This is a genomic window from Modestobacter sp. SYSU DS0511, assembly GCF_054050755.1.
Window position 1 is genome coordinate 138,509 of the sequence record NZ_JBJGZY010000002.1, and the last position, 25,273, is coordinate 163,781.

Annotated in this window: 26 protein-coding genes; 19 read left to right on the plus strand and 7 right to left on the minus strand. The window is 73.3% G+C overall.

Annotation, left to right across the window (positions count from 1 at the left end; translation table 11 throughout):
* Positions 1-121: 121 nt before the first annotated feature.
* Both ACI783_RS01910 and ACI783_RS01915 read left to right on the plus strand, forming a co-directional pair.
* Positions 122-2,050 (plus strand): DEDD exonuclease domain-containing protein, encoded by a 1,929-nt coding sequence (locus ACI783_RS01910; RefSeq protein ID WP_457138874.1) that lies wholly within the window; start codon positions 122-124, stop codon positions 2,048-2,050.
* Entirely contained in the window at positions 2,047-2,334 is a 288-nt protein-coding gene (locus ACI783_RS01915; protein WP_457074338.1) for an Lrp/AsnC family transcriptional regulator, read from the plus strand. The genes ACI783_RS01910 and ACI783_RS01915 overlap by 4 nt, the downstream gene beginning before the upstream one ends.
* A gap of 75 nt (positions 2,335-2,409) precedes the next feature.
* Here the strand turns inward: ACI783_RS01915 and trpD are convergent, their stop codons facing one another.
* Both trpD and ACI783_RS01925 read right to left on the minus strand, forming a co-directional pair.
* The gene (gene trpD / locus ACI783_RS01920) at positions 2,410-3,462 is read right to left on the minus strand and encodes an anthranilate phosphoribosyltransferase (RefSeq protein ID WP_457138875.1); all 1,053 of its coding nucleotides are present in this window, start codon (positions 3,460-3,462) and stop codon (positions 2,410-2,412) included.
* 5 nt (positions 3,463-3,467) lie between these two features.
* Positions 3,468-3,890, minus strand: a complete 423-nt coding sequence (locus tag ACI783_RS01925; protein WP_457081004.1) for a hypothetical protein — start codon at positions 3,888-3,890, stop codon at positions 3,468-3,470.
* Between the two features lie 121 nt (positions 3,891-4,011).
* Here ACI783_RS01925 and ctaE point away from each other — a divergent pair, with 121 nt between their 5' ends.
* Genes ctaE through qcrB form a run of 4 tightly spaced genes read left to right on the plus strand, consistent with a single transcriptional unit; the run spans position 4,012 to position 8,324 of the window.
* Positions 4,012-4,626, plus strand: coding sequence for an aa3-type cytochrome oxidase subunit III (gene ctaE, locus ACI783_RS01930; RefSeq protein WP_457068700.1), 615 nt, complete (start codon positions 4,012-4,014; stop codon positions 4,624-4,626).
* Between the two features lie 7 nt (positions 4,627-4,633).
* Positions 4,634-5,524, plus strand: a complete 891-nt coding sequence (gene qcrC, locus ACI783_RS01935) for a cytochrome bc1 complex diheme cytochrome c subunit (protein ID WP_457138876.1) — start codon at positions 4,634-4,636, stop codon at positions 5,522-5,524.
* On the plus strand, positions 5,521-6,642 hold the full coding sequence (gene qcrA, locus ACI783_RS01940; RefSeq protein WP_457138877.1) for a cytochrome bc1 complex Rieske iron-sulfur subunit: 1,122 nt from the start codon (positions 5,521-5,523) through the stop codon (positions 6,640-6,642). Before qcrC ends, qcrA begins: the two co-directional genes overlap by 4 nt.
* Positions 6,642-8,324, plus strand: a complete 1,683-nt coding sequence (gene qcrB / locus ACI783_RS01945; protein ID WP_457138878.1) for a cytochrome bc1 complex cytochrome b subunit — start codon at positions 6,642-6,644, stop codon at positions 8,322-8,324. The genes qcrA and qcrB overlap by 1 nt, the downstream gene beginning before the upstream one ends.
* A gap of 809 nt (positions 8,325-9,133) precedes the next feature.
* On the opposite strand, the gene ACI783_RS01950 is transcribed toward qcrB, so the two are convergent.
* Positions 9,134-9,535 carry a cytochrome c oxidase subunit 4 gene (locus tag ACI783_RS01950; RefSeq protein ID WP_457138879.1) on the minus strand — a complete coding sequence of 134 codons (402 nt, stop codon included), beginning with the start codon at positions 9,533-9,535 and terminating at the stop codon, positions 9,134-9,136.
* Between the two features lie 33 nt (positions 9,536-9,568).
* Positions 9,569-10,372, minus strand: a complete 804-nt coding sequence (gene ctaC / locus ACI783_RS01955) for an aa3-type cytochrome oxidase subunit II (protein WP_457138880.1) — start codon at positions 10,370-10,372, stop codon at positions 9,569-9,571.
* Between the two features lie 253 nt (positions 10,373-10,625).
* Between ctaC and ACI783_RS01960 the strand changes: the two genes are divergently transcribed.
* From ACI783_RS01960 to asnB, 3 genes are read left to right on the plus strand one after another with little or no spacing between them, the layout of a single operon-like run.
* Positions 10,626-10,991: a metalloprotease gene (locus tag ACI783_RS01960; protein WP_457138881.1), complete on the plus strand. Its 366-nt coding sequence runs from the start codon at positions 10,626-10,628 to the stop codon at positions 10,989-10,991.
* Positions 10,981-11,355, plus strand: coding sequence for a DUF3817 domain-containing protein (locus tag ACI783_RS01965; protein WP_457138882.1), 375 nt, complete (start codon positions 10,981-10,983; stop codon positions 11,353-11,355). The genes ACI783_RS01960 and ACI783_RS01965 overlap by 11 nt, the downstream gene beginning before the upstream one ends.
* A gap of 57 nt (positions 11,356-11,412) precedes the next feature.
* On the plus strand, positions 11,413-13,347 hold the full coding sequence (gene asnB / locus ACI783_RS01970; protein ID WP_457138883.1) for an asparagine synthase (glutamine-hydrolyzing): 1,935 nt from the start codon (positions 11,413-11,415) through the stop codon (positions 13,345-13,347).
* Between the two features lie 352 nt (positions 13,348-13,699).
* Here asnB and ACI783_RS01975 read toward each other — a convergent pair whose 3' ends face one another.
* The gene (locus tag ACI783_RS01975; protein WP_457081022.1) at positions 13,700-14,056 is read right to left on the minus strand and encodes a HesB/IscA family protein; all 357 of its coding nucleotides are present in this window, start codon (positions 14,054-14,056) and stop codon (positions 13,700-13,702) included.
* A 205-nt stretch (positions 14,057-14,261) separates the two neighbouring features.
* Here ACI783_RS01975 and ACI783_RS01980 point away from each other — a divergent pair, with 205 nt between their 5' ends.
* Together ACI783_RS01980 and ACI783_RS01985 are read left to right on the plus strand one after the other, a co-directional pair.
* The gene (locus ACI783_RS01980) at positions 14,262-14,876 is read left to right on the plus strand and encodes a DUF3043 domain-containing protein (protein WP_457138884.1); all 615 of its coding nucleotides are present in this window, start codon (positions 14,262-14,264) and stop codon (positions 14,874-14,876) included.
* Between the two features lie 99 nt (positions 14,877-14,975).
* Positions 14,976-15,959 carry an aldo/keto reductase family protein gene (locus tag ACI783_RS01985; RefSeq protein WP_457138885.1) on the plus strand — a complete coding sequence of 328 codons (984 nt, stop codon included), beginning with the start codon at positions 14,976-14,978 and terminating at the stop codon, positions 15,957-15,959.
* A gap of 62 nt (positions 15,960-16,021) precedes the next feature.
* On the opposite strand, the gene ACI783_RS01990 is transcribed toward ACI783_RS01985, so the two are convergent.
* Positions 16,022-16,234 carry a hypothetical protein gene (locus tag ACI783_RS01990; RefSeq protein ID WP_457081028.1) on the minus strand — a complete coding sequence of 71 codons (213 nt, stop codon included), beginning with the start codon at positions 16,232-16,234 and terminating at the stop codon, positions 16,022-16,024.
* Between the two features lie 158 nt (positions 16,235-16,392).
* Here ACI783_RS01990 and ACI783_RS01995 point away from each other — a divergent pair, with 158 nt between their 5' ends.
* The 5 genes from ACI783_RS01995 (at position 16,393) to ACI783_RS02015 (ending at position 20,457) form a co-directional block, all read left to right on the plus strand.
* On the plus strand, positions 16,393-16,836 hold the full coding sequence (locus tag ACI783_RS01995) for a phage holin family protein (protein ID WP_457138886.1): 444 nt from the start codon (positions 16,393-16,395) through the stop codon (positions 16,834-16,836).
* Positions 16,833-17,375, plus strand: a complete 543-nt coding sequence (locus ACI783_RS02000) for a DUF3618 domain-containing protein (protein ID WP_457138887.1) — start codon at positions 16,833-16,835, stop codon at positions 17,373-17,375. Before ACI783_RS01995 ends, ACI783_RS02000 begins: the two co-directional genes overlap by 4 nt.
* Entirely contained in the window at positions 17,372-17,644 is a 273-nt protein-coding gene (locus ACI783_RS02005) for a DUF4235 domain-containing protein (protein WP_457138888.1), read from the plus strand. The genes ACI783_RS02000 and ACI783_RS02005 overlap by 4 nt, the downstream gene beginning before the upstream one ends.
* Before the next feature lie 44 nt (positions 17,645-17,688).
* Entirely contained in the window at positions 17,689-18,843 is a 1,155-nt protein-coding gene (locus ACI783_RS02010) for a YihY/virulence factor BrkB family protein (RefSeq protein WP_457138889.1), read from the plus strand.
* Positions 18,844-18,942: 99 nt separating this feature from the next.
* A complete protein-coding gene (locus tag ACI783_RS02015; protein WP_457138890.1) occupies positions 18,943-20,457 on the plus strand; it encodes a leucyl aminopeptidase in 1,515 nt (504 codons plus the stop codon).
* 39 nt (positions 20,458-20,496) lie between these two features.
* Here the strand turns inward: ACI783_RS02015 and ACI783_RS02020 are convergent, their stop codons facing one another.
* Positions 20,497-20,847 carry an oxidoreductase gene (locus ACI783_RS02020; protein WP_457138891.1) on the minus strand — a complete coding sequence of 117 codons (351 nt, stop codon included), beginning with the start codon at positions 20,845-20,847 and terminating at the stop codon, positions 20,497-20,499.
* Between the two features lie 159 nt (positions 20,848-21,006).
* Between ACI783_RS02020 and lpdA the strand changes: the two genes are divergently transcribed.
* The 3 genes from lpdA (at position 21,007) to ACI783_RS02035 (ending at position 25,273) form a co-directional block, all read left to right on the plus strand.
* Positions 21,007-22,386 carry a dihydrolipoyl dehydrogenase gene (gene lpdA / locus ACI783_RS02025; protein ID WP_457138892.1) on the plus strand — a complete coding sequence of 460 codons (1,380 nt, stop codon included), beginning with the start codon at positions 21,007-21,009 and terminating at the stop codon, positions 22,384-22,386.
* Positions 22,387-22,455: 69 nt separating this feature from the next.
* A complete protein-coding gene (gene sucB, locus ACI783_RS02030) occupies positions 22,456-24,270 on the plus strand; it encodes a 2-oxoglutarate dehydrogenase, E2 component, dihydrolipoamide succinyltransferase (protein WP_457138893.1) in 1,815 nt (604 codons plus the stop codon).
* Positions 24,271-24,367: 97 nt separating this feature from the next.
* Positions 24,368-25,273 (plus strand): TIGR01777 family oxidoreductase, encoded by a 906-nt coding sequence (locus ACI783_RS02035; protein ID WP_457138894.1) that lies wholly within the window; start codon positions 24,368-24,370, stop codon positions 25,271-25,273.

Here is a 25,273-nt window from a genome sequence, read left to right on the forward strand (position 1 = left end):
GCGGACCGTAGGAGCAGCCACCGACAGTTCCCGCCGCACGCCCTCCGTGGGTCCGCCCCCGCCCCCGGGTCCCGGCGCGCCCTCCCCCGGACTGTCGGACCCCCGACCTACCGTCCGCGGCGTGCCACCCGTTCCTGCGCTGCCACCCGTCCCGCCCTCCGGGGGGCCGGGCGCCCGCCCGTCCGGCTGGGCCTCCACGGTCCTGCCGTCGGCCCCCACCCCCGCGGCACCGCCGGGGCGCCCGCGCTACGAGCAGGTGACGATCGAGGAGGCGGGCACCGCGCTGTCGGCGGTGACGTTCGTGGTCGTCGACCTGGAGACGACCGGTGGCTCCCCGAAGGACAGCGCGATCACCGAGATCGGCGCGGTCAAGGTGCGCGGCGGTCAGGTGGTCGGCGAGTTCCAGACCCTGGTCGACCCGGGCCGGGAGATCCCGCCCTACATCAGCGTGCTCACCGGCATCACCACCATGATGGTAGCGGCCGCGCCGCGCATCGAGGCCGTGCTGCCGGCCTTCCTGGAGTTCGCCCGGGGCGCCGTGCTGGTCGCCCACAACGCCCCCTTCGACCTCGGCTTCCTGCGCGCGGCCTGCGAGGAGACCGGCATCGCCTGGCCCGCCGCCGCCTCGGTCGACACCGCCGTCCTGGCCCGCCGGCTGCTCACCCGCGACGAGGTGCCCAACTGCAAGCTGGCCACCCTCGCCCCCTACTTCGCCACCTCCACCGAGCCCTGTCACCGGGCGCTGGCCGACGCGCGGGCGACCGTCGACGTCCTGCACGGCCTGTTCGAGCGGCTCGGACCGCTGGGGATCACGACCCTGGAGGAGCTCTCCGGCCTGACCCGCCAGGTCGACCCCGAACGCCGCCGGAAGCGGCACCTGGCCGAGCACGTCCCCACCGGCCCCGGCGTCTACGTCTTCCGCGGCCCGCGCGACGAGGCCCTGTACGTGGGCACCTCCACCGACCTCCGCAGCCGGGTGCGCAGCTACTTCTCCGCCGGCGAGCAGCGCAGCCGGATGACGGAGATGATCCGGCTGGCCGAGCGGGTCGACGCGCTGCCGTGCGCGCACGACCTGGAGGCCGCCGTCCGGGAGCTGCGGCTGATCGCCGAGCACAAGCCCCGGTACAACCGCCGGTCCCGCTTCCCCGAGCGCGCCCTCTGGGTCCGGCTCACCGACGAGCCCTTCCCGCGGCTCTCGGTGGTGCGCCGGGTCCGCCCGGGCACCGGGTCCTTCCTCGGCCCCTTCCCCGACCGGCGCGCAGCCGACGACGCGGTCGCCGCGGTGCACGAGTCGCTGCCGCTGCGCCAGTGCACCCCCCGGCTGGCGCTCGCGGGCACCGGCACCGCCTGCGCGCTCGCCGGCATGGGCCGGTGCGGCGCCCCCTGCACCGGTGCGCAGAGCCGCGAGGAGTACGCCTCGATCGCCGCGGTGTTCACCGCCGCCGTCGACTCCGACCCCCGCGAGCTGGTCGCGCCGCTGCTCGACCGGGTCGAGCGGCTGGCCGGCGAGGGCCGGTACGAGGACGCCGCGCTGCTGCGCGACCGGGTGGCGGTGCTGGTGCGGGCGGTCCAGCGCCGTCAGCGGCTGGAGTCGCTGGCCACCGTGCCGGAGATGGTGCTGGCCCGTCCCGACGGCGCCGGTGGCTGGCAGCTGTCGGTCGTGCGGCGCGGCCGCCTGGTCGCCGCCGGGGTCGCCGAGCGCGGCCGGTCGGTCCGCGAGTGCCTGGCCGGCCTGCGGGCCACGGCCGAGACACCCACCGGACCGGACGGCGAGCTCGCCGCCACGGTCGACGAGACCGAGCTGGTGCTGCGCTGGATGGAGAAGCCCGGCACCCGGCTGGTCGAGGTCGACGGCACGCTGGCCAGCCGCACCCCGGGCACCGGCGCCTACCGCGCGTTCCTCGCGCGGGTGGAGGCCGGCCGCGCCGAGCGCGACCCCTTCGGCGACGGCCGGCCGCTGCGCACCCGCAGCCAGCCCGACCGGGTCGCCGCCGACCGGCCGGAGGCACGGCGCGGCCGGGGCGCCACCCGGCTAGCATCCCGGACGTGATCACCGCCATCGTGATGATCGATGCCGCCACCGACTCCATCGCCGAGGTCGCCGAGGCGGTCGCCGACCTGCCCGGGGTCAGCGAGGTCTACTCCGTCGCCGGCGACGTCGACCTGGTCGCGATCATCCGCGTGCCCGAGTTCGACGAGATCGCCCAGGTGATCGCCGGTCGGATCAACAAGGTGCCCGGCGTGGTCGACACCGCCACGCACATCGCCTTCCGCGCCTACTCACGGCACGACCTCGAGGCCGCCTTCTCGATCGGCTTCGAGTCCGCCGACTGAGGAAGGACCCCGCCCGCGACCCTCGCCAGCTCGGATCGGGGCCCTGCGGAGAGGCCGGAAGCGGCCAGGCGCCGTTCAGGTGCGGGCGCGGAGCTCCTGGCTGACCTGCACCCACTCCTCGAGCTTGGCCGCGGCCCGGCCGTCGTCGACCGCGGCGGCAGCCCGTTCCAGCGCCGCGCCGAGGACGTCGGGCAGCCGTCCGCCGCGCCCGTCGAAGGCAGCCAGTGCTCCCGCGGCATTGAGCAGCACCGCGTCCCGCACCGGTCCGCGGTCCCCGGCCACGAGCCGGCGGACCACCTCGGCGTTCTCCTCCGGTCCCCCGCCCCGCAGCGCCCCCGGCTCGGCCACCGGGATGCCGAACGCCGTCGGGTCGAGCCGCTCGGCGACCACCTCGCCGTCGCGCACCACCCACACCGACGACGTCGTCGTGGTGGTCAGCTCGTCGAGGCCGTCGTCCCCCCGGAAGACCAGGGCCCGGGTGCCGCGATCGGCGAGCACCTGCGCGAGGACCGGGGCCATCCGCAGATCGGCGCAGCCGATCGCCCCGGCCACCGGCCGCGCCGGGTTGGTCAGCGGGCCCAGGAAGTTGAACACCGTGCCGATGCCCAGCTCCCGCCGCGGGACCGCTGCGTGCCGCATCCCGGGGTGGAACACCGGGGCGAAGAAGAACCCGATCCCTGCCCGGCGGACGCACTCCGCAACGGCGTCGGCGGGGAGGTCGATGACCACCCCGAGCGCCTCGAGGACGTCGGCCGTACCCGACTTCGACGACGCCGCCCGGTTGCCGTGCTTGGCCACCGGCGCTCCCGCCGCGGCGGTGACGATCGCGGCCATGGTGGAGATGTTGACCGTCTGCGCGCCGTCGCCCCCGGTGCCCACGATGTCCACGCAGTCCTGCGCGAGCACCACCGGGGTGGCCTGGTCGAGCATGGTCGCGGCCAGACCCAGCACCTCGGCCGGCGTCTCCCCCTTGACCCGCAGCCCCATGACCAGGCCGGCGATCTGGGCCGGGGAGGCCTCGCCGGTCATCACCTGGCGCATCGCCCAGCGGGTGTCCTCGATCGAGAGGTCCTCCCGCCGGGCCAGCCGGCTGAGCAGCACGGGCCAGGTCGGGGCGGTGCCCGCCACGCCGCTCAGCGCCGCACGACGGGCCGCGAGGCGGCCCGTTCGCGCAGCAGCCCGGCCACGGTCTCCGGGGCGACCAGCGGGTCGACCGGGAAGGCCAGCGTGGCGTCGGCCTGCGACCAGTGCGCCAGCCACCGGTCGGCCTGACGGGCGATGAGGACCACCATCGCCGGGCAGTCGGCCACCTCGGCGCGCAACTGGCGGCTGATCCCCATCCCCCCGGTGGGCTGGGCCTCGCCGTCCAGGACGCACAGGTCGACCCCGCCGGCGTCGACCGCCGTCACCACCTCGTCACCGGTGGCGCACTCCACGTAGCGGAGGGGGCCGACGTCCGGAGCCGGGAAGGCGCCCAGCGCAGCACGGACGGCGGCGCGGACCTCGGCCCGCTGGCTGAAGACCAGCACGGTGGCCGGTGCGGCGTCGACGCTCACCCCGCGCAGCCTAGCGCTTCCCACGGTCACGTCGGAGGGGGCACCGCACGCGCACGGGGAGACACGCCACGCGCGCCCACCCCGCGTCGTGGGGAGGGCATCCCGATGCCATGATGACCCCGTGACAACGGCCCCCGTGGCGAGCAGCACCTTCGACACCTCGCGGGTGCACTCCCTGACCCGACCGAACATGGTCAGCGTCGGCACGATCGTCTGGCTCGCCAGTGAGCTGATGTTCTTCGCCGGCCTGTTCGCCATGTACTTCACCGCGCGCGCCCGGGCGACAGACGGCTGGCCTCCGGAGCCGACCGAGCTGAACCTTCCCTACGCGACGTTCTTCACCGTGATCCTGGTGGCCTCCTCGGTCACCTGCCAGCTCGGCGTGTTCGCCGCCGAGCGCGGGAACGTCTACGGGCTGCGCCGCTGGTTCGCCATCACGTTCCTCATGGGCGCGGTGTTCGTCCTGGCCCAGATGAACGAGTACCGGGTGCTGGTCGTCGACCACGGCACGACGATCGCCTCGTCGAGCTACGGCTCGGTCTTCTACCTGACGACCGGCTTCCACGCCCTGCACGTCATCGGTGGCCTGGTGGCCTTCGTCTACGTGCTCATCCGGTCCACCATGGGCCGATTCACGCCAGCCCAGGCGACCTCGGCCATCGTGGTCTCCTACTACTGGCACTTCGTCGACGTCGTGTGGGTCGGGCTCTTCGCCACGATCTACCTGATCCGCTAGGGAACCGGTGACCACCACGAACCCCTCGTCCGAGGCCCCCGTCGAGAGCGGCCGCCGCGGCCTGCGCGCCCGGTTCGGCCGGCGTCCCGCGGCCGGCAGCCCGGCCGCGGCCGCCCAGGCCCGGCGGCGGTCCAAGCAGCGTCGTCGGCTGGCCAACGTCGCGGGCCTCATGGCCGCCCTGGTGCTCACCGGCGTCGGCTACTCCGCCCTCGCCCCCGGCGCCAGCGCCGCCGACGACCCGACCGGCAACCCGTCGAACGCCGTCGAGGCCGGCCGGGACCTCTACGTCCGCAGCTGCATCACCTGCCACGGTTCGAACCTGGAGGGCGTGGAGGGCCGTGGGCCCTCGCTCATCGGCGTCGGCGAGGCCGCCGTCTACTTCCAGGTGCACACCGGCCGCATGCCGCTCGTGCGTCAGGAGGCCCAGGCCCCCGAGCGCCCGCCGGTCTTCTCGGAGGAGGAGATCGACCAGCTGATGGCCTACATCCAGGCCAACGGCGGTGGGCCGACCCTGCCCTCGGGCGACCTGCGCTCGGGCGATCTCGCCGCAGGCGGCGAGCTGTTCCGGCTCAACTGCGCCCAGTGCCACAACTTCACCGGCCAGGGCGGCGCGCTCTCCTCCGGGAAGCGGGCACCGTCGCTGTCGGAGGCCAACGACCTCACGATCTACTCCGCGATGCTCACCGGCCCGGAGAACATGCCCGTCTTCGGTGACAACCAGCTCACCCCGGAGGAGAAGCGGGCGATCATCAACTACGTGCAGACCGTGCAGGCCCAGGCCGACCCCGGTGGCGCCGGCGTCGGCCGGGTCGGCCCGGTGGCCGAGGGCCTGGTCATCTGGGTCGCCGGCATGGGCGCCCTGCTGTTCGGGATCTTCTGGATGGGGACGAAGGCGTGAGCACCACCCACACCGGCCCCGGCGCTGCCGGCGGCGACGACACCGCGGGTCCCGCGCACGGCGGCCCGGACGACGAGTACAGCCCCGAGCGGCTCAGCGCCATGGACCGCACCGAGCTGGACCGGCTGGGCGCCCGGTACGACGGCGTGGAGATCCTGCACGTCGACCCGGGCCCGGAGCCCGGCTCCTCCATGGAGAGGCGCGCCGTCCGGCAGGTCACCCTCTCGTTCGCCATCGCCGCCGTCGCCGCCCTGGCGTTCCTCGTCGTCTACGCCGGCTCCGGCTGGTTCCTGCCCGGCTGGGAGTGGCAGGTCGGCGGCAGCACCTGGAGCGCGCTGTTCACGCCCCTGCTCGGCATCACGATGGGCATCTCGCTGACCGCGATCGGCATCGGCCTGGTGCTGTACGTCCGCAACCTGCTGCCGCACGAGACCGCGGTCCAGGACAAGCACGACGGGTCGCACTTCGACCGGGTCACGACCTCGGCCACCCTGCTCAGCGGGCTGGACAGGTCCGGCCTCCCCCGCCGCAAGCTGCTGCTGACCACGATCGGCCTGATGGGCGCAGGTGCGGGCGCCATGGTCCTTGCACCGCTCGGTGGTCTGATCCGCAACCCGAACACCGGCAACCCGCTGGGCACGACCCCGTGGGCGGACGGCGTTCGGCTGCTGCGCGACGACGGCACCCCGGTCCGCCCCGCCGACCAGCAGCCTGGTTCGCTGGAGACGGTGTTCCCCGCCGTCCCCGGGGGCAACTTCCACGCCGACGCGTCGGCCTCGGTCATGCTCATCCGGCTCCGCCCGGAGCAGATGCAGGAACTGGACCTCCCGGACGGGCAGGAGGACTTCCGCTACGGCGACTACGTCGCCTACTCGAAGATCTGCACGCACGCCGGCTGCCCCGTGTCGCTGTACGAGCAGGAGACCGGCCGGATCCTGTGCCCGTGCCACCAGTCGATGTTCCAGGTGACCGAAGGCGCCCGTCCGGTGTTCGGCCCGGCCACCCGGAAGCTCCCCCAGCTGCCGATCACCGTGGATGATGAGGGGTACTTCATCGCGCGAGCGGACTTCCCAGAGCCGGTCGGCCCTTCGTTCTGGAACCTTGGGAGGCTCGTCTGATGGCCACCACCACCACGGTGCCGGCTGCGCCGAGCACGAGGATCGGGAAGGCGGCCCTGGAGGTCGACGACCGGCTCATCGTGGCCGGCCCGCTCCGCCGCACCCTGAACAAGGTCTTCCCCGACCACTGGTCCTTCCTGCTGGGTGAGATCGCGCTCTACGCGTTCGTCATCCTGCTGCTGTCGGGCACGTACCTGACCTTCTTCTTCGACCCGTCCCTCACCGAGGTCGTCTACGACGGCTCCTACGCCCCGTTGCGCGGCATCGAGGTGTCGCGGGCCTACGAGTCGACGCTGAACATCTCCTTCGACGTCCGCGGCGGTCTGGTCGTCCGGCAGATCCACCACTGGTCGGCACTGCTGTTCGTGGCGGCGATCGTCGTCCACCTGTTCCGGATCTTCTTCACCGGTGCGTTCCGCCGGCCGCGGGAGACGAACTGGTTCATCGGCGTCGCGCTGCTGGTGCTGGCCCTCGTCGAGGGCTTCGCCGGCTACTCGCTCCCCGACGACCTGCTCTCCGGCACGGGGCTGCGGATCGCCTCGGCGGTGATCATCTCGATCCCGGTGATCGGAACCTGGCTGTTCTTCGCGGTCTTCGGCGGCGACTACCCCGGCGAGCTGATCATCAGCCGGCTCTACATCCTGCACGTGCTGATCGTGCCCGCGATCCTGCTGGCGCTGATCGCGCTGCACCTGCTGATCCTGGTCAAGCAGAAGCACACCCAGTTCCCGGGTGCGGGGCGGACCGAGCACAACGTGGTCGGCAACCGGCTCTTCCCGGCGTTCGCGGCGAAGGCGACCGCCCTGTTCTTCATCGTCTTCGGTGTGTGCGCCGGCCTCGCCGGTCTGGTGCAGATCAACCCGATCTGGCTGCTGGGTCCCTACAACCCGGCACAGGTCTCCGCCGGTTCGCAGCCGGACTGGTACATCGGGTTCCTCGACGGCGCCGCGCGGCTGTTCCCGCCGTGGGAGCTCGTGCTCTGGGGCTACCACATCCCGGCGCTGTTCTGGGCCACTGCGGTGATCCCCGGCCTGATGTTCGGTGTGCTGGCGCTCTACCCGGTCATCGAGCGCAAGCTCACCGGTGACACGGCCAGCCACCACCTGCTCCAGCGCCCCCGGGACGTGCCGGTGCGGACGTCCCTGGGCGCCATGGCCATCTCGTTCTACGTGGTGCTGTGGATCTCCGGTGGCAACGACGTCATCGCCGACAAGTTCGACATCAGCCTGAACGCGATGACCTGGTTCGGTCGGCTCGGCATGCTGTTGATCCCGCCGGCGGTGTACTGGCTCACCTACCGGATCTGCCTGGGTCTGGAACGGCACGACCGTGAGGTGCTCGAGCACGGCATCGAGACAGGTGTCATCCGGCGACTGCCCAACGGTGAGTTCATCGAGGTGCACCAGCCGCTGGGCCCGGTCGACGAGCACGGCCACGGGGTGCTCGCCTACGGCGGCGCCTCGGTGCCGAAGAAGATGAACCAGGTGGGCGGCGCACGTCGCGCCATCAGGGGCTTCTTCAAGCCGATCGAGGAGCCGGCCGAGGTGCAGGCCGCGGCCGAGCGCGAGGCGCGCGGCCTGGAGGCTGCACAGGCGGCCGACCGCGAGCTGACCGGCTCCGGCCGCCCTGCCGAGGGTGGCCGTCCCGCCGAGGGTGGCCGTCCGCAGGACCCGCGCGACTGATCGACCCGCTCCACCACAACAGCAGGGCCCCCGGCGGATCTCCGTCGGGGGCCCTGCTGTTCTCATGCGGGGTGCCCGTGGGTCGCACTCCGCCGGACCTGTCCGGGGGCGACAGGGGCAGCTCGTCCCCTCGGCGACGCCGCCAGGGCACGTGGTCGCACCTCGGACAGTGGGGCGTCACTTCCCCGCTGGGGCCCCGCACGCCCGGTGGCGGTCCGGCGGCCACACCGCCTCCCGAACGCTCCCCGGCGGGCTCGTGTGCACGGACCGCCGACGCTCGGAGCAGAGCCACCCACCTCCCGGACCCCCCTGCGCGGCACCCGGAGGCGTCCTGCTCCGGGGCGGCGCCAGTCCCGGTGTCCGGCGGCTTCTGACGACCCCTCGCTCCCCCGCCCCGGCCGGGCGGAGCAACCGATGGGATCGGGACGCAGCGGCGGGACGGGCCCGTTCCCGGCACCCCGACCAGCACAGCCGGAGCGACGGGCGCCCCCACCTGCGCTCCCGGAGGGCGATCCCACCGGTGGTCCATCGTGGCTCATCCTGGCGGGCTCGACCGGCCACCGGCGTGGTGGTCGGTCCACCGGCGACGGGGAACTCCTGCCCCGGCGGTGCCCCCGACCGGTCAGCTGCTCCCCGATGCCGGCCGACGTCCGTCACCGCCCGCTGGATCACTGCACGGTCGGGTCGGTACGGGACCGGCCCGCACATCGCGCCGCCCGCCGTCGAGACCGGACCCGTTCGACCCCGCACACGCCACCGGGGCCCGTCCCGACGTGGGAGGAGCCCCGGTGGACGAGGTGGTGCTGGGATCAGCTGTGCGCGTTCTGCCCGACGTAGTACTCGAAGAGCAGCCCGCCGACGGTGAGCAGCAGCGCCACGCCGGCGATCAGGACCAGCCAGGGGTACCAGAAGGCCAGCGCCAGCCCCATGAGTGCGGCGGAGAGCCCCAGGCCGAAGGGCCAGTAGCTCGCCGGGCTGAAGAAGCCCAGCTCCCCCGCCCCGTCGGCGATCTCCGCGTCCTTGCGGTCCTCGGGGCGAGCGTCGATGCGCCGACTGACGAACCAGAAGAAGCCACCGATCAGCGCGGTCAGGCCTCCGGAGAGCGCCAGCGCCGTCGTGCCGATGGGCTCCCGGGCCCAGACGCCGTAGACGACCGCGGCGACGAGGCAGAAGACCGTGATCAAGTTGAAGATGAGCGCTTCGACCTTCACGGTCGGTCCTCCTGGTGCTGCGGGGTGGTCAGGTCAGTCATCGGCGGAGGCGGACGCCTGCTCACGGGCGCCCGCGAACGGGCTCGTGGAGGTGGCGTAGCCCGGCTCGCCGATGCTCTCCAGCGCGTCGTGGGTCGACAGACCGGCCACACGCGCACTGATGTAGTCGTCGAAGTCGTCGGCGCTCACCGAACGCAGCTCGAAGTTCATGAACGCGTGGTACGTGCCGCACAGCTCGGCGCAGCGGCCGACGTAGGCACCCTCCTCGCGGACGGTGACCTCGAAGACGTTGTCGCGACCGTTCTCGTTGCCCGGGACGATGTCCAGCTTGAACAGGAAGTCCGGGATCCAGAACGAGTGGATGACGTCGGCCGAGGCCAGCTCGAACCGGATCGTCTGGTCGACCGGGACGACGAGGATCGGGATCTCGTCGGTGCTCCCGACCGTCGACACCGGCTCGCCGCCGTTCTCGTCGGTGGTCTCCGGGTAGACGAACTGCCAGTTCCACTTGAAGGCGTTCACCCCGACGGTCACGTCGGGGTCGGCGCTGCGCTCCATCACCCGGTTCTGCGTGTTCACCGTGAAGAAGAACAGCACCGAGACGATGACGAACGGGATGATCGTGTAGACCACCTCGAGCGGCAGGTTGTACGCCGTCTGCTTGGGCAGGGTGTCGCCACGCTTCCGGTACCGGATCGCGGCGTAGGCGATGAGCACCCAGACGGCGACGCCGACCACGAGGGCGGCGATCGTGGAGCCGATCCAGAGCGCGTGCATCTGCTCGGCCTCGTCGGTGATGCCCTCAGGCCACCCCCAGCTCCAGAAGCTGCGGTCCACCGAGCACCCTCCTCATCTCCCCCGTGGCGGCGCCACGAGGTCTTCCCGGTGGAGGTCCACCGGCACCCATCGACAGGTGCCGCTCACCCCCACCACAGTCTCCCGGAGACTATCCGACCCCGCCTGCGGTGCCCGGGGCGGGCGGGCCTGCCCGGCGGGTCGCCGGGGCGTCACTGGCTCCACTGCCGCCCCGCCGGCACCCCACGCCCCGCGACCGGCTCGGAGCGCGCCGGCCGCCGGTTACAGTCGGGGCGTGTACCGACGCCTGCTGACCTGGCGGTGGGTGCTCATGCACCTGCTGGTCCTGGCGCTGTTCGTGATGACCTTCTTCCTGGGCGCCTGGCAGCTGAGCAAAGCCGAGGCCGGTGGCGGCGCGGTCAACTGGAGCTACGCGCTCCAGTGGCCGCTGTACGGCTTCATGGGCCTGGGGTTCTACCTGCGGATGGTCCGGGACGAGTACCGGCGCGACCCGGACGACGACGAGCCGGGCAACTCCGTCGTCCTCTACCAGCGCCCCCGGATCGACACGACGGGAGACCCGGAGCTGGCCGCCTACAACGCCTACCTCGCCGAGCTCAACGCGAAGGCGCTGGGACAGCGGGTGACCGGTGGCCGCTGACACCGGGACGACGTCCTCCCGGCTGCCGCACGCTCTCGCCCGCAGGGTCGGCCGGGACGTCCCGAGAGCCCTGGGCCGCTACCGGGTGATGGCCTGGGTGGTGGGCGTCCTGCTGATCGCCCTGGTGCTGGTCGCCGTGCCGCTGAAGCACCTCGCCGGGATCGACGGGCCGGTGGCCGTCATCGGCACCGCCCACGGCTGGCTGTACGCCATCTTCTTCGTGACCGCCTGCGACCTCGCGCTGCGGGCCCGCTGGTCGCTGAAGGGCACGGTCCTGGTGCTCCTGGCCGGCACCGTCCCCGTCCTGTCCTTCGTCGCCGAGCGGATCGCCACGCGCAGGACCCGCGCCGGCGAGCGCGTCTGACCGAGCGCACCTGCCTTCCCCACCCCTCCGTCGTCCCCCTCCTGGAGACCCACCCGTATGTGCGGCCTGCTCGCCTATGTGTCCACCGACGCCGACCGGGTGGGAGAGGGCACCGTCGAGCAGGTGCGGCACGCGCTGCGCTGCCTGCGCCACCGGGGGCCCGACGACCGGGAGGTCTGGGCCGACCCGCACGCCGTCCTCGGGTTCAACCGGCTGGCCTTCATCGACATCGAGGGCAGCCCGCAGCCGATGCCCTACGCCGAGGGCCGGTACCGGATCGTCTTCAACGGCGAGATCTACAACTACCTCGAGCTCCGCGAGGAGTTGAAGGCCGCCGGCGCGACCTTCGGCACCGAGGGCGACACGGAGGCGATCGTCGCCGGCTACCACCTGTGGGGCGAGGCGGTCGTGCCCCGCCTGCGGGGGATGTTCGCCTTCGTCATCTGGGACACCGAGACCGGCACCGCGTTCGGTGCCCGGGACGCCTTCGGCATCAAGCCGCTGTTCACCGCGCGCCTGGCCGACGGCGGGCTGGTCTTCAGCTCGGAGAAGAAGGCGCTGCTCGAGCTGCTCGGCGGCACCACCGGCGCCGGCGGCGTCGACCCGGCCTCCCTGCAGCACTACCTGACGCTGCAGTACGTGCCCGAGCCCGCCACGCTGCACCGCGGCATCCGCCGGATCGAGAGCGGCACCAGCTTCACCGTCGTCGACGGCGAGCTCCACACGAAGCGCTGGTTCCACCCGACGTTCCGCCCGACGCCGGTCGCCCCCGGCTCGGAGCAGGCGCTGTTCGACCGGATCGCCGAGGTGCTCGACGACTCGGTCGCCAAGCACATGCGCGCCGACGTCACCGTCGGCTCGTTCCTGTCCAGCGGCATCGACTCGACCGCGGTCGCCGCCTTGGCGCACAAGTACAACCCCGACCTGGTCACCTTCACCGTCGGCTTCCAGCGGGAGGCGACGTCGGAGGTGGAGATCGCCGCCGAGTCCGCGGCGATCCTGGGGGTGAAGCACGTGCCGGTCGAGGTCTCGGCCCAGGAGTTCGCCGACGCCATCCCCGCCGTGGTCTGGTACCTCGACGACCCGGTGGCCGACCCGGCGCTCGTGCCGCTGTACTTCGTGGCCCGCGAGGCCCGCAAGCACGTCAAGGTGGTGCTTTCCGGCGAGGGCGCCGACGAGCTGTTCGGCGGCTACACGATCTACCGCGAGCCGCTCAGCCTGGCCTGGGCCACGAAGCTGCCGGCGGTCGGGCGGCGGGCGCTCGGCCGGCTGTCGAGGCTGGTGCCGGAGGGTGTCCGCGGGCAGAGCCTGCTGGAGCGCGCGTCGCAGCCGATCGAGGAGCGGTACTACGGCAACGCCCGGAACCTCAACGCCGCCGAGCTCGCCCAGCTGCTGCCCGGCCGCGACCCCGACCTGTCGCACGTCACCGTCACCGAGGCGCTCTACCGGCAGACCCGCGAGGCCGGCTACGACGACGTGACCGCCATGCAGTACGTCGACCTGTTCACCTGGCTGCGCGGCGACATCCTGGTCAAGGCCGACAAGATGACGATGGCCAACTCGCTCGAGCTCCGGGTCCCGTTCCTGGACCCCGAGGTCTTCGCCCTGGCCAGCACCCTGCCGCTGGAGATGCGGGTCCCGGCGCGCGGGGACGCGACCAAGTACGCGCTGCGGCAGGCGATGGAGCAGATCGTGCCGCCGAAGATCATGAACCGGCGCAAGCTGGGCTTCCCGGTGCCGACGGCGGAGTTCCTGGCCGGCCCGCTGCACGAGTGGGCTCGCGAGGTCGTGACCGCCAGCCAGACCGACGAGTGGCTGGACCGCGACCACGTCCTCGCGCTGCTGGACCGGCTGCGCCAGGCCGAGGTGCCCAGCAAGCGGATCGCCCGCCAGGTCTGGGAGGTGCTGGTGTTCATGATCTGGCACGGCATCTTCGTCGAGGAGAGGATCGCGCCGCAGATCCCGGAGCCGGTCTACCCGGTCCGGCTGTGACCCGGCTCCGGTTGGTGGCGGCCGCCGGGCTCGTCACCGTCGGCCTCCTGACCGGCTGTTCCGGTGGGGGCGACGACGCCCCCACCGCCCCCGCGCCGTCGACCAGCACGACGTCGCCCGGGGCCACGGACACCCCCCCGCCGGTCACGCCCACGGCGCCGGGAACGCTCAGCCCGCCGGCGCCACCGGCGCCCACCTCGGGGCTGCCGATCCCGATCCCCTCGGAGCCGGTCGACTGACGAAGGGCGCTCCTGCCCACCGCCACTCGCGGGCCCCGGCAGGCGGGCGGATGCGCGACGAGGCCCGGCACCCCCGTGGGGGTGCCGGGCCTCGTCGGTCGTTCAGCCGGCGATCAGTGGAAGCTGTCGCCGCAGGCGCAGGAGCCGCCCGCGTTCGGGTTGTCGATCGTGAAGCCCTGCTTCTCGATGGTGTCGACGAAGTCGATCGTCGCGCCGCTGAGGTAGGGGATGCTCATCCGGTCGACGATGACCTCGACGCCACCGAACTCGAAGGTCTGGTCGCCGTCGAGGAAGCGCTCGTCGAAGAACAGCTGGTAGCGGAGACCCGAGCAACCACCCGGCTGCACCGCGATCCGCAGCCGCAGGTCGTCGCGACCCTCCTGGTCCAGCAGCGTCTTCACCTTCAGGGCGGCGGGGTCGCTGAGGATGACGCCGGTGGCGCCGGGGGCCTGCGTGTCCTGCACGGTCATGTCGTGGTCCTCCCACACTCGAGGGTGTCCTGCTCGGCCCGTCGCGGGGACGGACTGCTGGAACGGCCAACACCGCCGTGGCGGAGCTGCTTCCCACTGTACGGCGCTCCTGGTGACCGAGGGAGCATCCGCACCCGTCCGGACGAGGACGACGCCGGCCCGGAGAGCACCGGACGGGGCTCCGGGCCACGTAGACTCACCGGCCGTGAAGCTCCGCCTGCCCGGCCGCCGCACCGACTCCGCGACGCCCCCGGACACCCAGTCCGACCTGACCGCCCAGCTGGCCGGGAGCACGGCCGTGGGCAAGGGCCGGCCGACCCCCCGCCGCAACGAGGCCCAGGGCCGCCGCAGCGGACCGGTCCCGCCGCCGCCCACCACGCGGAAGGAGGCCTACCGGCGGATGCGGGAGCAGTCGGCGGCCAACCGCGGCAACACCCGCCAGGCCGCCCTGCGGGGTGACGACCGCGCGCTCCCGGCCCGGGACCGCGGCCCGGTCCGCCGGCTCGTCCGCGACGTCGTCGACGCCCGGCGCAACGCCGGCAGCTTCTTCCTAGTCGTGGCCGCCCTGGTGCTGGTCGGCTACTTCGTCCCGAACCCCGCCGTGCAGAGCTACACGGTGTTCGTCTGGTTCGCGTTCTTCCTGGTGATCATCGTCGACTCGGTGTTCCTCGGACGCCGGATCAAGAAGACGGTCGACGAGCGGTTCCCCGACCACACGGAGCGGATGCGCGGACTGATCTGGTACGGCATCAGCCGCGCGACCATGATCCGCCGCTGGCGGTTCCCGAAGCCGCAGGTCCCGCTGGGCGCCGAGGTCTGAAAGAGGACGCCCTCGCCCCCCACCGCTCGCGAGCTCGCGGCGGGGCCCTGCGAGGGGCCACGGGGGTCGTTCGCATGGCTCACGACTAGCGTCCGTGGCGTGGAATTCAGACGCCTCGGCCGCTCCGGCCTCACCATCTCCGAGATCGCCTACGGCAACTGGCTGACCCACGGCAGCCAGGTCGAGGAGGACGCCGCGCACGCCTGCGTGCACGCGGCCCTCGACGCCGGGATCACCACGTTCGACACCGCCGACGTCTACGCCGGCACCAAGGCCGAGTCGGTCCTCGGCCGGGCGCTCGCCGGCCAGCGGCGGGAGGGCCTGGAGATCTTCACCAAGGTCTACTGGCCCACCGGCCCCGGTGCCAACGACCGCGGCCTGTCCCGCAAGCACGTCATCGAGAGCTGCCACGCCTCGCTGAAGCGGCTGCAGACCGACTACGTCGACCTCTACCAGGCCCACCGGTACGACGCCTCGGTGCCGCTGGAGGAGACGATGACCGCCTTCGCCGACCTGGTGCGGCAGGGCAAGGTCCTCTACCTCGGGGTCTCCGAGTGGCGCGCCGAGGAGATCGCCGCTGCCGCCGAGCTCGCCCGCGAGCTCAAGGTGCCGCTGATCAGCAACCAGCCCCAGTACTCGATGCTGTGGCGGGTGATCGAGGCCGAGGTGGTGCCGACCAGCGAGCAGGAGGGCCTCTCCCAGATCGTCTGGTCGCCCCTGGCGCAGGGGGTGCTCACCGGCAAGTACCTGCCCGGCCAGCAGCCGCCGGCCGACAGCCGCGGGGGCCACGCCACCGTGGGCGGGTCGATGAGGAACTACCTGACCGACGACGTGCTCACCCGGGTGCAGCAGCTGCGGCCGATCGCCGCCGAGCTCGGCCTCACCATGGCGCAGCTGGCGATCACCTGGGTGCTGCAGAACCCCAACGTGGCGGCGGCGATCATCGGGGCCAGCCGGCCCGAGCAGGTGCAGGACAACGTGAAGGCCGCCGGGGTGCGGCTGCCGGCCGAGGTCCTGACCCGCATCGACGAGGCGCTGGGCGACGTCGTCGAGCGGGACCCGGCCAAGACCAGCCGGGGCTAGCGGCTCCGCCGCGCCTGCCCCCGCCACTCGCACGCTCGTGGCGGGGGCAGGCGCGCCCTCCGCTACGTGGCCGCCAGGCCCATCGGGCCGTACACGCGTTCACCGTCCTCGAGCAGGGTGACCGTCGCGACGCCACGGTCGAGCAGGTCGCGCCAGGCCTCGCCCAGCCACGACTCGGCGTCCCCCTGGTTGTCGTGCTCGGGCACCTCCACCCCGATCGTCGCCGGGTCCACGGGTGACCCCGAGGGGTTCTCCAGCCGCCACGTCCAGCTCATGGCGGGAGGCTAGCGAGGCCGACGCCCCCGCGGCAGCCCGGAGGGAGGCGGGACGACCCGCGCGCTGCCGCGGCGACCACGACGACGATCTTGGTTTACAAGGTAAGGGCCTGGGCATGGGTCGGTGCACCATCCCTGCTCGACCCTACGGAGAACCGATGAGCCAGCCCGCCCAGGGCGCCGGCGCCAGCCGGGTGGAGATCCCGCCCCCGGCCCCCGAGAACGCCTCCACCGGTCAGCTGATCGGTCAGCTCTCCGACCAGCTGACCCGGCTGGTGCGGGACGAGATGCGACTGGCCCAGGCCGAGGTGGGCGCCAAGGCCAAGAGGTTCGGCCTCGGCGCCGGCCTCGTCGGCGGCGCCGGGCTGGCCGCCTTCCTCGGCCTGCAGGCGCTCGTCGCCGCCGCCGTGCTGGCAGTGGCTCTCGCCCTCCCGGGCTGGCTGGCCGCGGTCGTCGTCGCCGTCGTGCTCTTCGTGGTCGCCGCCGTCCTGGCCCTGATCGGGAAGAAGGACGTGCAGCAGGCCGCTCCCCCCGTGCCGACCGAGGCCGTCTCCGGCGTCAAGACCGACGTCGCCACCGTGAAGGAGAGTGCGTCCCGATGAGCCGACCCCATGACGAGCAGCCGGATCGCGGGACGGACCCCGACGCCATCCGGGCCGACATCGAGCGGACCCGCGAGCAGCTCGGCCGGACGGTCGACGAGCTCAGTCACCGGCTGGACGTGCCGGCCCGGGCGAAGGAGCGCGCCGACCGGGCCAGGAGCTCAGCGGTGGAGGGCGCCAACCGCACGAAGGACACCGCGGTCGAGACCTACCGGGAGAACCCGCCTGCGGTCATAGGGGGCGGCGTGGCCACCCTGACCGCGGTCGTCGGTCTGCTCGCCTGGCGGCGCCGGCGCCGGCAGACCGCCCCGGAGCGTGCAGCCGCGAAGCAGGCCACCCGGCGCCGCGCGGCGGCCCAGCAGGCGGCGGCACGGGCCCGTGCGGAGCGGGTGGCAGCCCGGAAGGCGGCCGCCGCGCGCGCCGAGGCCCGCCGCAAGGCGGCGGCACGCGCGCTCGCCACGCGCAGGCGGAAGGCCTCGCAGCGGCGGTCAGCCGCCCGGCTGGCCGGCACCGCCCGGCTGACCGCGAGCCACCGGTGAGCCCCAGCCCCAAGACCATCTACCGCCCGATCGGTCTGCTGGGCGGCGTCGTGGCGGGCGCCGTCTCGGGTGCGGTGTTCAAGCAGATCTGGAAGCGGGTCGCCGACGAGGACGACGCACCCGGCGCCCTGCAGAGCGAGTACCGGATGCGCGAGGTGGTCCTGGCGGCCGCGATCCAGGGAGCCCTGTTCGGTGCCACCAAGGCCCTGATCGACCGGGCCGGCGCGCGGGGGTTCACCAAGCTCACCGGCAGCTGGCCCGGCGACTGACCCGCCACGGAACGACCACCACCCGAGACGAGGGGATCCATCAGATGGTCGACGCCGGACGCCGGGGGAGCTCCGTCGAGCGCATCCGCCAGCGGGTGCAGGAGAAGGCCGAGCGGCGCGCCGCGGCCCGAGCCGCGGCCGAACGTGCCCAGGATGACCCCGCCACCGGTGCATCGGCGGCCTCGGCGGTGGCAGCCGAGCGGCGGGAGGCGGCGCGTCCGGCCCCGGACGTGCCCGATCCCGAGCAGATGCCCGGCGTGCACGCCCGGACCCCGATGCAGATACCTGCGCGGGGCTGGCTGCAGGTGGTCAAGCGGGCCTGGGCGGAGAACAACGCCGACAACATGCCGATCATCGCCGGCGGGGTGGCGTTCTTCGCCTTCCTGTCCATCTTCCCGGCGCTGATCGCGACGATCTCGATCTACGGCCTCGTCGCCTCTCCGGAGCAGGTCGCCGAGCAGATCGAGGCGCTGTCCGACCAGCTCCCGGAGAGCGCCCAGGAGATCCTCACCGAGCAGCTGACCGACATCACCAGCAACGCCGGCGGGGCCCTCACGTTCGGGTTGATCGCCTCGGTGCTCGGTGCCCTGTGGACGGCGTCCGGGGGCGTGAGCAACATGGTCAAGGCGGTGAACATCGCCTATGACGAGGTCGAGACCCGCAACTTCCTCAAGCTGCGCGCGCTCTCCCTGGTGCTCACCCTGGGCGCGATCGTGTTCGTGCTGTCCACCTTCGCGCTCATCGCCGTGGTCCCGGTGGTGCTGGACGCGCTCCCGCTGGGCGGCGTCGGCACGGTGCTCGCCCAGGTCCTGCGTTGGGTGCTCCTGCTGGTCGTGGTGGTCGGCTCGCTGGCCGTCCTCTACCGGGTGGCCCCGGACCGGGATGCACCGCAGTTCAAGTGGGTCAGCCTCGGGTCGATCGTCGTGACCGTCGTCTGGGCGCTGGTCAGCTTCGGCTTCAGCTTCTACGTCAACAACTTCGGCTCCTACAACGAGACCTACGGCGCCATCGCCGGGGTCATCGTGCTGATGCTGTGGCTGTACCTGACCTGCTACCTGGTGCTGCTCGGCGCGGAGATCAACTCCGAGACCGAGCACCAGACCACCGTGGACACCACCCAGGGCGACCCGCAGCCGATGGGCCAGCGGGACGCCGTCGTCGCCGACGAGGTGCCCGACCCGCCGGTGCCCTCGAAGTAGGCAGCGACCTCGGGTGCGGGGGGTGACCTCCCGCGCGGGGCACCGGGGCCGTCCGGCGCCCCGCGCGTGCGGTCCGCGCGGCCTCCCTAGGATCGGGCCGTGCCGCCGACGATCTCCGCCACCGACCGCCCGCTCGAGAAGCTGACCGCCGACGCCGTCGTCGTCGGCGTCGGCGCGGGGCCCACGGGCCTGCTGACCACCCCCGGCGCCGAGGCGGTCGACCGTCTCCTGGGCGGGCGGCTGCTCGCGGCGCTGGCCGACCTGGGCGCCCGCGGGGCCGAGGACGAGGTGACCCGGCTGCCGACCTTCGGGCAGACCCCGTTCCCCGTGGTCGCCGTCGCGGGGCTGGGCGCCCCGCAGGCCGACGGCACGTACTCCCCCGAGGCGGTGCGCCGCGCCGCCGGCGCCGCCAGCCGCGCCCTGACCGGCCGTGGCTCGGTGGTCACGCTGCTCGCGGCCGTGGGGGGCGCCCCGGACGCCGAGCGCCTGCACGCCGTCGGCGAGGGGTCGCTGCTGGGCGCCTACGAGTTCACCGCCTACAAGACAGGGCTGCCCGCCGACCGGCCCACCCCGCCGACCTCGTTCGAGCTGGTGGTCCCCGACGCGGCCGCGGCGAAGGCACCGCTGGCCCGGGTCCGGGCGGTCGCCGACGCCGTCGGCCTGGTCCGCGACCTGGTCAACACCCCGCCGAACGACCTGTACCCGGCCGAGCTGGCCGCCCGCGGCGCGGCTGCCGGCAAGAAGGCCGGGCTGTCGGTCGAGGTGCTCGACGAGAAGGCGCTGGCCGACGGCGGCTACGGCGGCATCCTCGCCGTCGGCGGCGGCTCGACCCGCGGCCCGCGGCTGCTTCGCCTGGTCTACAAGGGCAAGAAGGCGCGCACCAGCGTGGCCCTCGTCGGCAAGGGCATCACCTTCGACAGCGGCGGCATCTCGATCAAGCCGGCCGCGAAGATGGAGGACATGAAGAGCGACATGGCCGGCGCCGCGGCCGTGATCGCCACGGTGTGCCTGGTCGCCGATCTCGGGCTGCCGGTCGACGTCACCGCGACCGTGCCGATCGCGGAGAACCTGCCCAGCGGCACCGCCTACCGGCCGGCCGACGTGGTCACCTTCCGCAACGGCACCAAGGCCGAGATCACCAACACCGACGCCGAGGGTCGCGTGGTGCTCGCCGACGCGATCTGCCGCGCCGCCGAGGACTCCCCCGCGTACCTGCTGGAGACCTCCACGCTCACCGGCGCCCAGCTGGTGGCCCTCGGCACCCGCACGGCCGGGGTCATGGGCAGCGACGACCTGCGGGACGCCGTCGTCGCGGCGAGCACGCGCACCGGGGAGCCGATGTGGGCGATGCCGCTGCCGCCGGAGCTGCGCCGCGGGCTGGACTCCTCCGTGGCCGACCTGGTCAACGCCAACGCCGACCGCATGGGCGGCATGCTGGTGGGTGGGCACTTCCTGGCCGAGTTCGTGCCTGCCGGGCTGCCGTGGGCGCACATCGACATCGCCGGCCCGTCGTTCAACACCGGAGCGCCGTGGGGCTACACGCCCAAGGGCGGCACCGGCGTCCCGGTGCGCACCCTGCTCGCCACGATCGAGGGCCTCATCGCCGACGCGTGATCGGCCGGGCCGGTCCGCCCCGCGGACCGGCCCCGGTCCTCACAGCCGGTTCTGCTTCTGGCGGGCGCTCCAGTCGCGCATCCGCTGGGGGTAGCCGGTGACCTGCGCGTCGTAGACGGGGACGGCGAGGTCGCGGGAGAGGCGCCGGGCGACGTCGGGACCGTCGATCCGCCGGCGGGTCCACTCCCCGTCGGCGGCGACGAGCAGGATCGTCGTCTCGGTGACCGCGGTGCGGGGCTCGACGTAGCCCTCGACGCCCCGCCGGGTCGCGACGAACTGCTCCAGGTGGGCCAGGTCGCCGGACGCCGACGCGCGGTCCAGCGTGCCCCGGCGGTCCCCGCCGCCACCGCCGGCCCCCCGTCGTCCGCGCAGCCGGTCGAACAGCCCCATTCCCCGCTCCCGTCACCTCCGGCCGCGGTCTCCTCCACGACGCTCTGGCGACAGCAACGGAGCATGCGGACGCCCCGTTCCCAGGAGTGGCAGGATGGGCACGCGCACGATCACCGCGTCCGGGTCCGACACCGGGCCACCCAGCACTGAGGAGCACTTGTGAGCGCACCGACCACCCCCGCTGACCTGGTCATCCTCGGTGGTGGCTCCGGTGGCTACGCCGCTGCGCTGCGCGGTGCCGAGCTCGGCCTGTCGGTCGTGCTCATCGAGAAGGACAAGGTCGGCGGCACCTGCCTGCACCGCGGCTGCATCCCCACCAAGGCGCTGCTGCACAGCGGCGAGATCGCCGACATGGCCCGCGAGGGCGAGCAGTTCGGCGTCAAGACCTCGCTGGCCGGCATCGACATGGACGGCGTCAACGCCTACAAGGACGGCGTGATCGGCAAGCTCTACAAGGGCCTGCAGGGCCTGATCAAGAGCCGCAAGATCACCTACGTCGAGGGAGAGGGCCGGCTGGTCTCCCCCACCGCGGTACAGGTGAACGGGGAGACCTACGAGGGCCGCCACGTCCTGCTGGCCACCGGCTCCTACGCCCGCTCGCTGCCCGGCATCGACGTCGACGGCACCAAGGTCATCACCAGCGACCACGCGCTCGCGCTGGACCGGGTGCCCGCCTCGGCGATCATCCTCGGCGGCGGCGTCATCGGCTGCGAGTTCGCCAGCGCGTGGAAGTCCTTCGGCGTCGACGTCACCATCGTCGAGGGCCTCAAGCACCTCGTCCCGCTCGAGGACGAGTCCTCCTCCAAGCTGCTCGAGCGGGCCTTCCGCCGTCGCAAGATCGGCTTCGAGCTGGGCAACCGCGTCTCCACCGTGCAGACCACCGCCGACGGCGTGAAGGTCACCCTGGAGAACGGCAAGGAGCTCGAGGCCGAGCTGGTGCTGGTCGCCGTGGGCCGCGGCCCGGTCAGCCAGGGTCTGGGCTACGAGGAGGCCGGCCTGCAGATGGACCGCGGGTACGTGCTGGTCGACGAGTACTGCCAGACCAACGTCCCCACCATCTCCGCCGTCGGTGACCTGATCCCGACCCTGCAGCTGGCCCACGTCGGGTTCGGGGAGGGCATCCTCGTCGCCGAGCGGCTGGCCGGCCTCCCCGTCGTGCCGATCGACTACGCCGGCGTCCCCCGGGTCACCTACTCCGACCCCGAGGTCGCCTCCGTCGGCCTGACCGAGGCCCAGGCGAAGGAGAAGTACGGCGAGGTCGAGGTGCTCACCTACGACCTGGGTGGCAACGGCCGCAGCCAGATCCTCAAGACCGCCGGCGCGGTCAAGCTCGTCCGCGCCGCCGACGGCCCCGTCATCGGCGTCCACATGGTCGGCAGCCGCGTCGGCGAGCTCATCGCCGAGGCGCAGCTGATCTACAACTGGGAGGCGCTGCCCGACGAGGTCGCCCAGCTGATCCACCCGCACCCGACCCAGAGCGAGGCCCTGGGCGAGGCGCACCTCGCCCTGGCCGGCAAGCCGCTGCACGCGCACAGCTGACCGTCGCTCGACCCGCACGTCCCGTTCCCGCCAGCACCGCACCCCACGACCTGAGGAGACCTGCCTTCGATGCCGACGTCCGTCACCATGCCCGCCCTGGGCGAGAGCGTCACCGAGGGCACGGTCACCCGCTGGCTGAAGCAGGAGGGTGAGCAGGTCGAGGTCGACGAGCCGCTCCTGGAGGTGTCCACCGACAAGGTCGACACCGAGATCCCGTCGCCGGCCGCCGGTGTGCTCACCAAGATCCTCGTCGGTGAGGACGAGACGGTCGACGTGGGCGCCGAGCTCGCGGTGATCGGTGGCGACGGCGACGGCGACGGCGCCGCGCCGGCCGCACCCGCCGAGGAGGCTCCCGCGCAGGAGGCCCCGGCTCAGGAGGCTCCCGCGGAGGCACCGGCCCAGGAGGCACCGGCCGAGCCGGCTCCGGCGCCGTCCTCCGGCGGCTCCGGCAGCGGGCAGGGCACGCCGGTGACGATGCCCGCGCTGGGCGAGAGCGTCACCGAGGGCACCGTGACGCGCTGGCTGAAGGCGGTCGGCGAGGAGGTCACCGCCGACGAGCCGCTGCTGGAGGTGTCCACCGACAAGGTCGACACCGAGATCCCCGCGCCCGTCTCGGGCACCCTGCTGTCCATCTCGGTCAGCGAGGACGAGACGGTCGAGGTCGGCGCCGAGTTGGCCGTGATCGGCTCGTCCGACGGTGCCGCCACCCCCGCGTCCGAGCCGGAGCCGGCCCCGCAGCAGCCCGCCGAGCAGCCGGCCGCCGCGCAGCAGTCGGCACCGCCCGCGCAGCAGCAGCCCACCCCCCAGCGGGCTGAGCCCGCCTCGGAGCAGCCCGGCGCCGACTACGGGTCCAGCGGTGCGCTCCCGGCGGAGTCGCCGACCTCGCAGCCCTCGCCGGCCGAGGCGGTGGCCCCGGCCTCCCGTCCGGCCAGCGCTCCGGCACCCAGCGGTGGCGGCGCCTACGTCACCCCGCTGGTGCGGCGACTGGCGGCCGAGCACGGCGTCGACCTCGGCTCCGTCGAGGGCACCGGCGTCGGCGGTCGGATCCGCAAGCAGGACGTCCTCGCGGCGGCCGAGAAGGCGCAGCAGCCCGCTCCTGCGGCGGCCGCCCCGGCGGCGCCGCGCACCCCGTCCGCGGCGGCCAGCCCGGACCAGCACCTGCGCGGGCGTACCGAGAAGCTGTCCCGCCTCCGGACCGTCATCGCCAAGCGCATGATCGAGTCGCTGCAGGTCAGTGCGCAGCTGACCACCGTGGTCGAGGTGGACATCACCAAGATCGCCCGGCTGCGCGACCGGGTGAAGGGCGACTTCGCCACCCGCGAGGGCGTGAAGCTGTCGTTCCTGCCGTTCTTCGCGAAGGCCGCCGTCGAGGCGCTCAAGGTGCACCCGGTGGTGAACTCCTCCATCGACATGGAGGCCGGCACGGTCACCTACCACGACGCCGAGAACCTCGGCATCGCGGTCGACACCGAGCGCGGGCTGCTCGTGCCGGTCGTCCACGGTGCGGGCGACCTGAACATCCCGGGCATCGCGCGCAAGATCGCGGACCTGGCCGAGCGGACCCGCACCAACAAGGTCACGCCCGACGAGCTGGGCGGCGGCACGTTCACGCTGACCAACACCGGCAGCCGCGGCGCGCTGTTCGACACCCCGATCATCAACCAGCCGCAGGTCGCCATCCTGGGTGTCGGCTCGGTGGTCAAGCGCCCGGTGGTCGTCACCGACCCGGAGCTCGGCGAGGTCGTGGCGGTCCGGTCGATGGTCTACCTGGCCCTCAGCTACGACCACCGGATCGTCGACGGCGCCGACGCCGCTCGCTTCCTCAGCACCATGAAGGAGCGGCTGGAGGCCGGCCAGTTCGAAGGCGAGCTCGGCATCGCCTGACACTCCGGCCTGATCCCGTGAGGAAGGGCCCCGGCTACCGCCGGGGCCCTTCGTCGTCCCGCCCGGTCACCACCCCACCACCAGGGAGCTCCCCGCGATGAAGGTCGCCGTCACCGGCTCCTCCGGGCTCATCGGCAGCGCCCTGGTGCCCGCGCTCCGGGCGGACGGCCACGAGGTGGTGCGGCTGGTCCGCCGCACCCCGCGGACCGCGGACGAGCACCGCTGGGACCCCGACCACCGGCAGATCACCCCCGTGGTGCTCGCCGACGTCGACGCGGTGGTCAACCTGGCCGGCGTCGGGGTGGGCGACCGGCGGTGGAGCGAGGGGCACAAGCAGCGGGTGCTGCGCAGCCGGGTGGACAGCACCACCACGGTCAGCCAGGCACTCGCCGACGCCGCGGCGGTTGACCCCGCCCGGCCGCGGGTGCTGCTCTCCGGCTCCGCCGTGGGCTTCTACGGCGACACCGGCGACCGGGTGGTCGACGAGACGGCACCGGCCGGCACCGACTTCCTCGCCCGGGTCTGCGTGGCCTGGGAGGGGGCGACCGCCCCGGCGGCCGACGCCGGCGTCCGGGTGGCCACCCTGCGCACCGGGCTGGTGCTCGGCCGCGGCGGGTTGCTGGGCCGCATGCTGCCGCTCTTCCGCCTCGGACTGGGTGGGCGGCTCGGCTCGGGGCGCCAGTACCAGCCGTGGATCAGCCTGCGCGACGAGGTCGACGCGATCCGCTTCCTGCTGACCGCCGACGTCTCCGGGCCGGTGAACCTGACCGGGCCGGCACCGGTCACCAACGCCGAGTTCACCGCGGCCCTGGCTCGTGCCGTCCGCCGCCCCGCCGTCGTGCCGGTGCCCGGCCCCGCTCTGCACCTGGTGCTCGGCGAGTTCGCCGAGGTCGGCGTGCTGGCCGGCCAGCGAGCCGTCCCGACTGCCCTGGAAGCCGCGGGGTTCCGGCACACCCACACCGACGTGGACGCCGCGCTGGCGGCTGCGCTCAGCGAGGGCTGA

Bases quoted from the DNA above. Each gene is read 5' to 3' on its own strand.
- qcrB (WP_457138878.1), top strand. From the start codon at position 6,642: ATGGCCACCACCACCACGGTGCCGGCTGCGCCGAGCACGAGGATCGGG.
- ACI783_RS02010 (WP_457138889.1), top strand. From the start codon at position 17,689: ATGGTCGACGCCGGACGCCGGGGGAGCTCCGTCGAGCGCATCCGCCAG.
- ACI783_RS01990 (WP_457081028.1), bottom strand. From the start codon at position 16,234: ATGAGCTGGACGTGGCGGCTGGAGAACCCCTCGGGGTCACCCGTGGAC.
- ACI783_RS01975 (WP_457081022.1), bottom strand. From the start codon at position 14,056: ATGACCGTGCAGGACACGCAGGCCCCCGGCGCCACCGGCGTCATCCTC.
- asnB (WP_457138883.1), top strand. From the start codon at position 11,413: ATGTGCGGCCTGCTCGCCTATGTGTCCACCGACGCCGACCGGGTGGGA.
- ACI783_RS02035 (WP_457138894.1), top strand. From the start codon at position 24,368: ATGAAGGTCGCCGTCACCGGCTCCTCCGGGCTCATCGGCAGCGCCCTG.
- ACI783_RS02020 (WP_457138891.1), bottom strand. From the start codon at position 20,847: ATGGGGCTGTTCGACCGGCTGCGCGGACGACGGGGGGCCGGCGGTGGC.
- sucB (WP_457138893.1), top strand. From the start codon at position 22,456: ATGCCGACGTCCGTCACCATGCCCGCCCTGGGCGAGAGCGTCACCGAG.
- ACI783_RS02000 (WP_457138887.1), top strand. From the start codon at position 16,833: ATGAGCCGACCCCATGACGAGCAGCCGGATCGCGGGACGGACCCCGAC.
- ACI783_RS01995 (WP_457138886.1), top strand. From the start codon at position 16,393: ATGAGCCAGCCCGCCCAGGGCGCCGGCGCCAGCCGGGTGGAGATCCCG.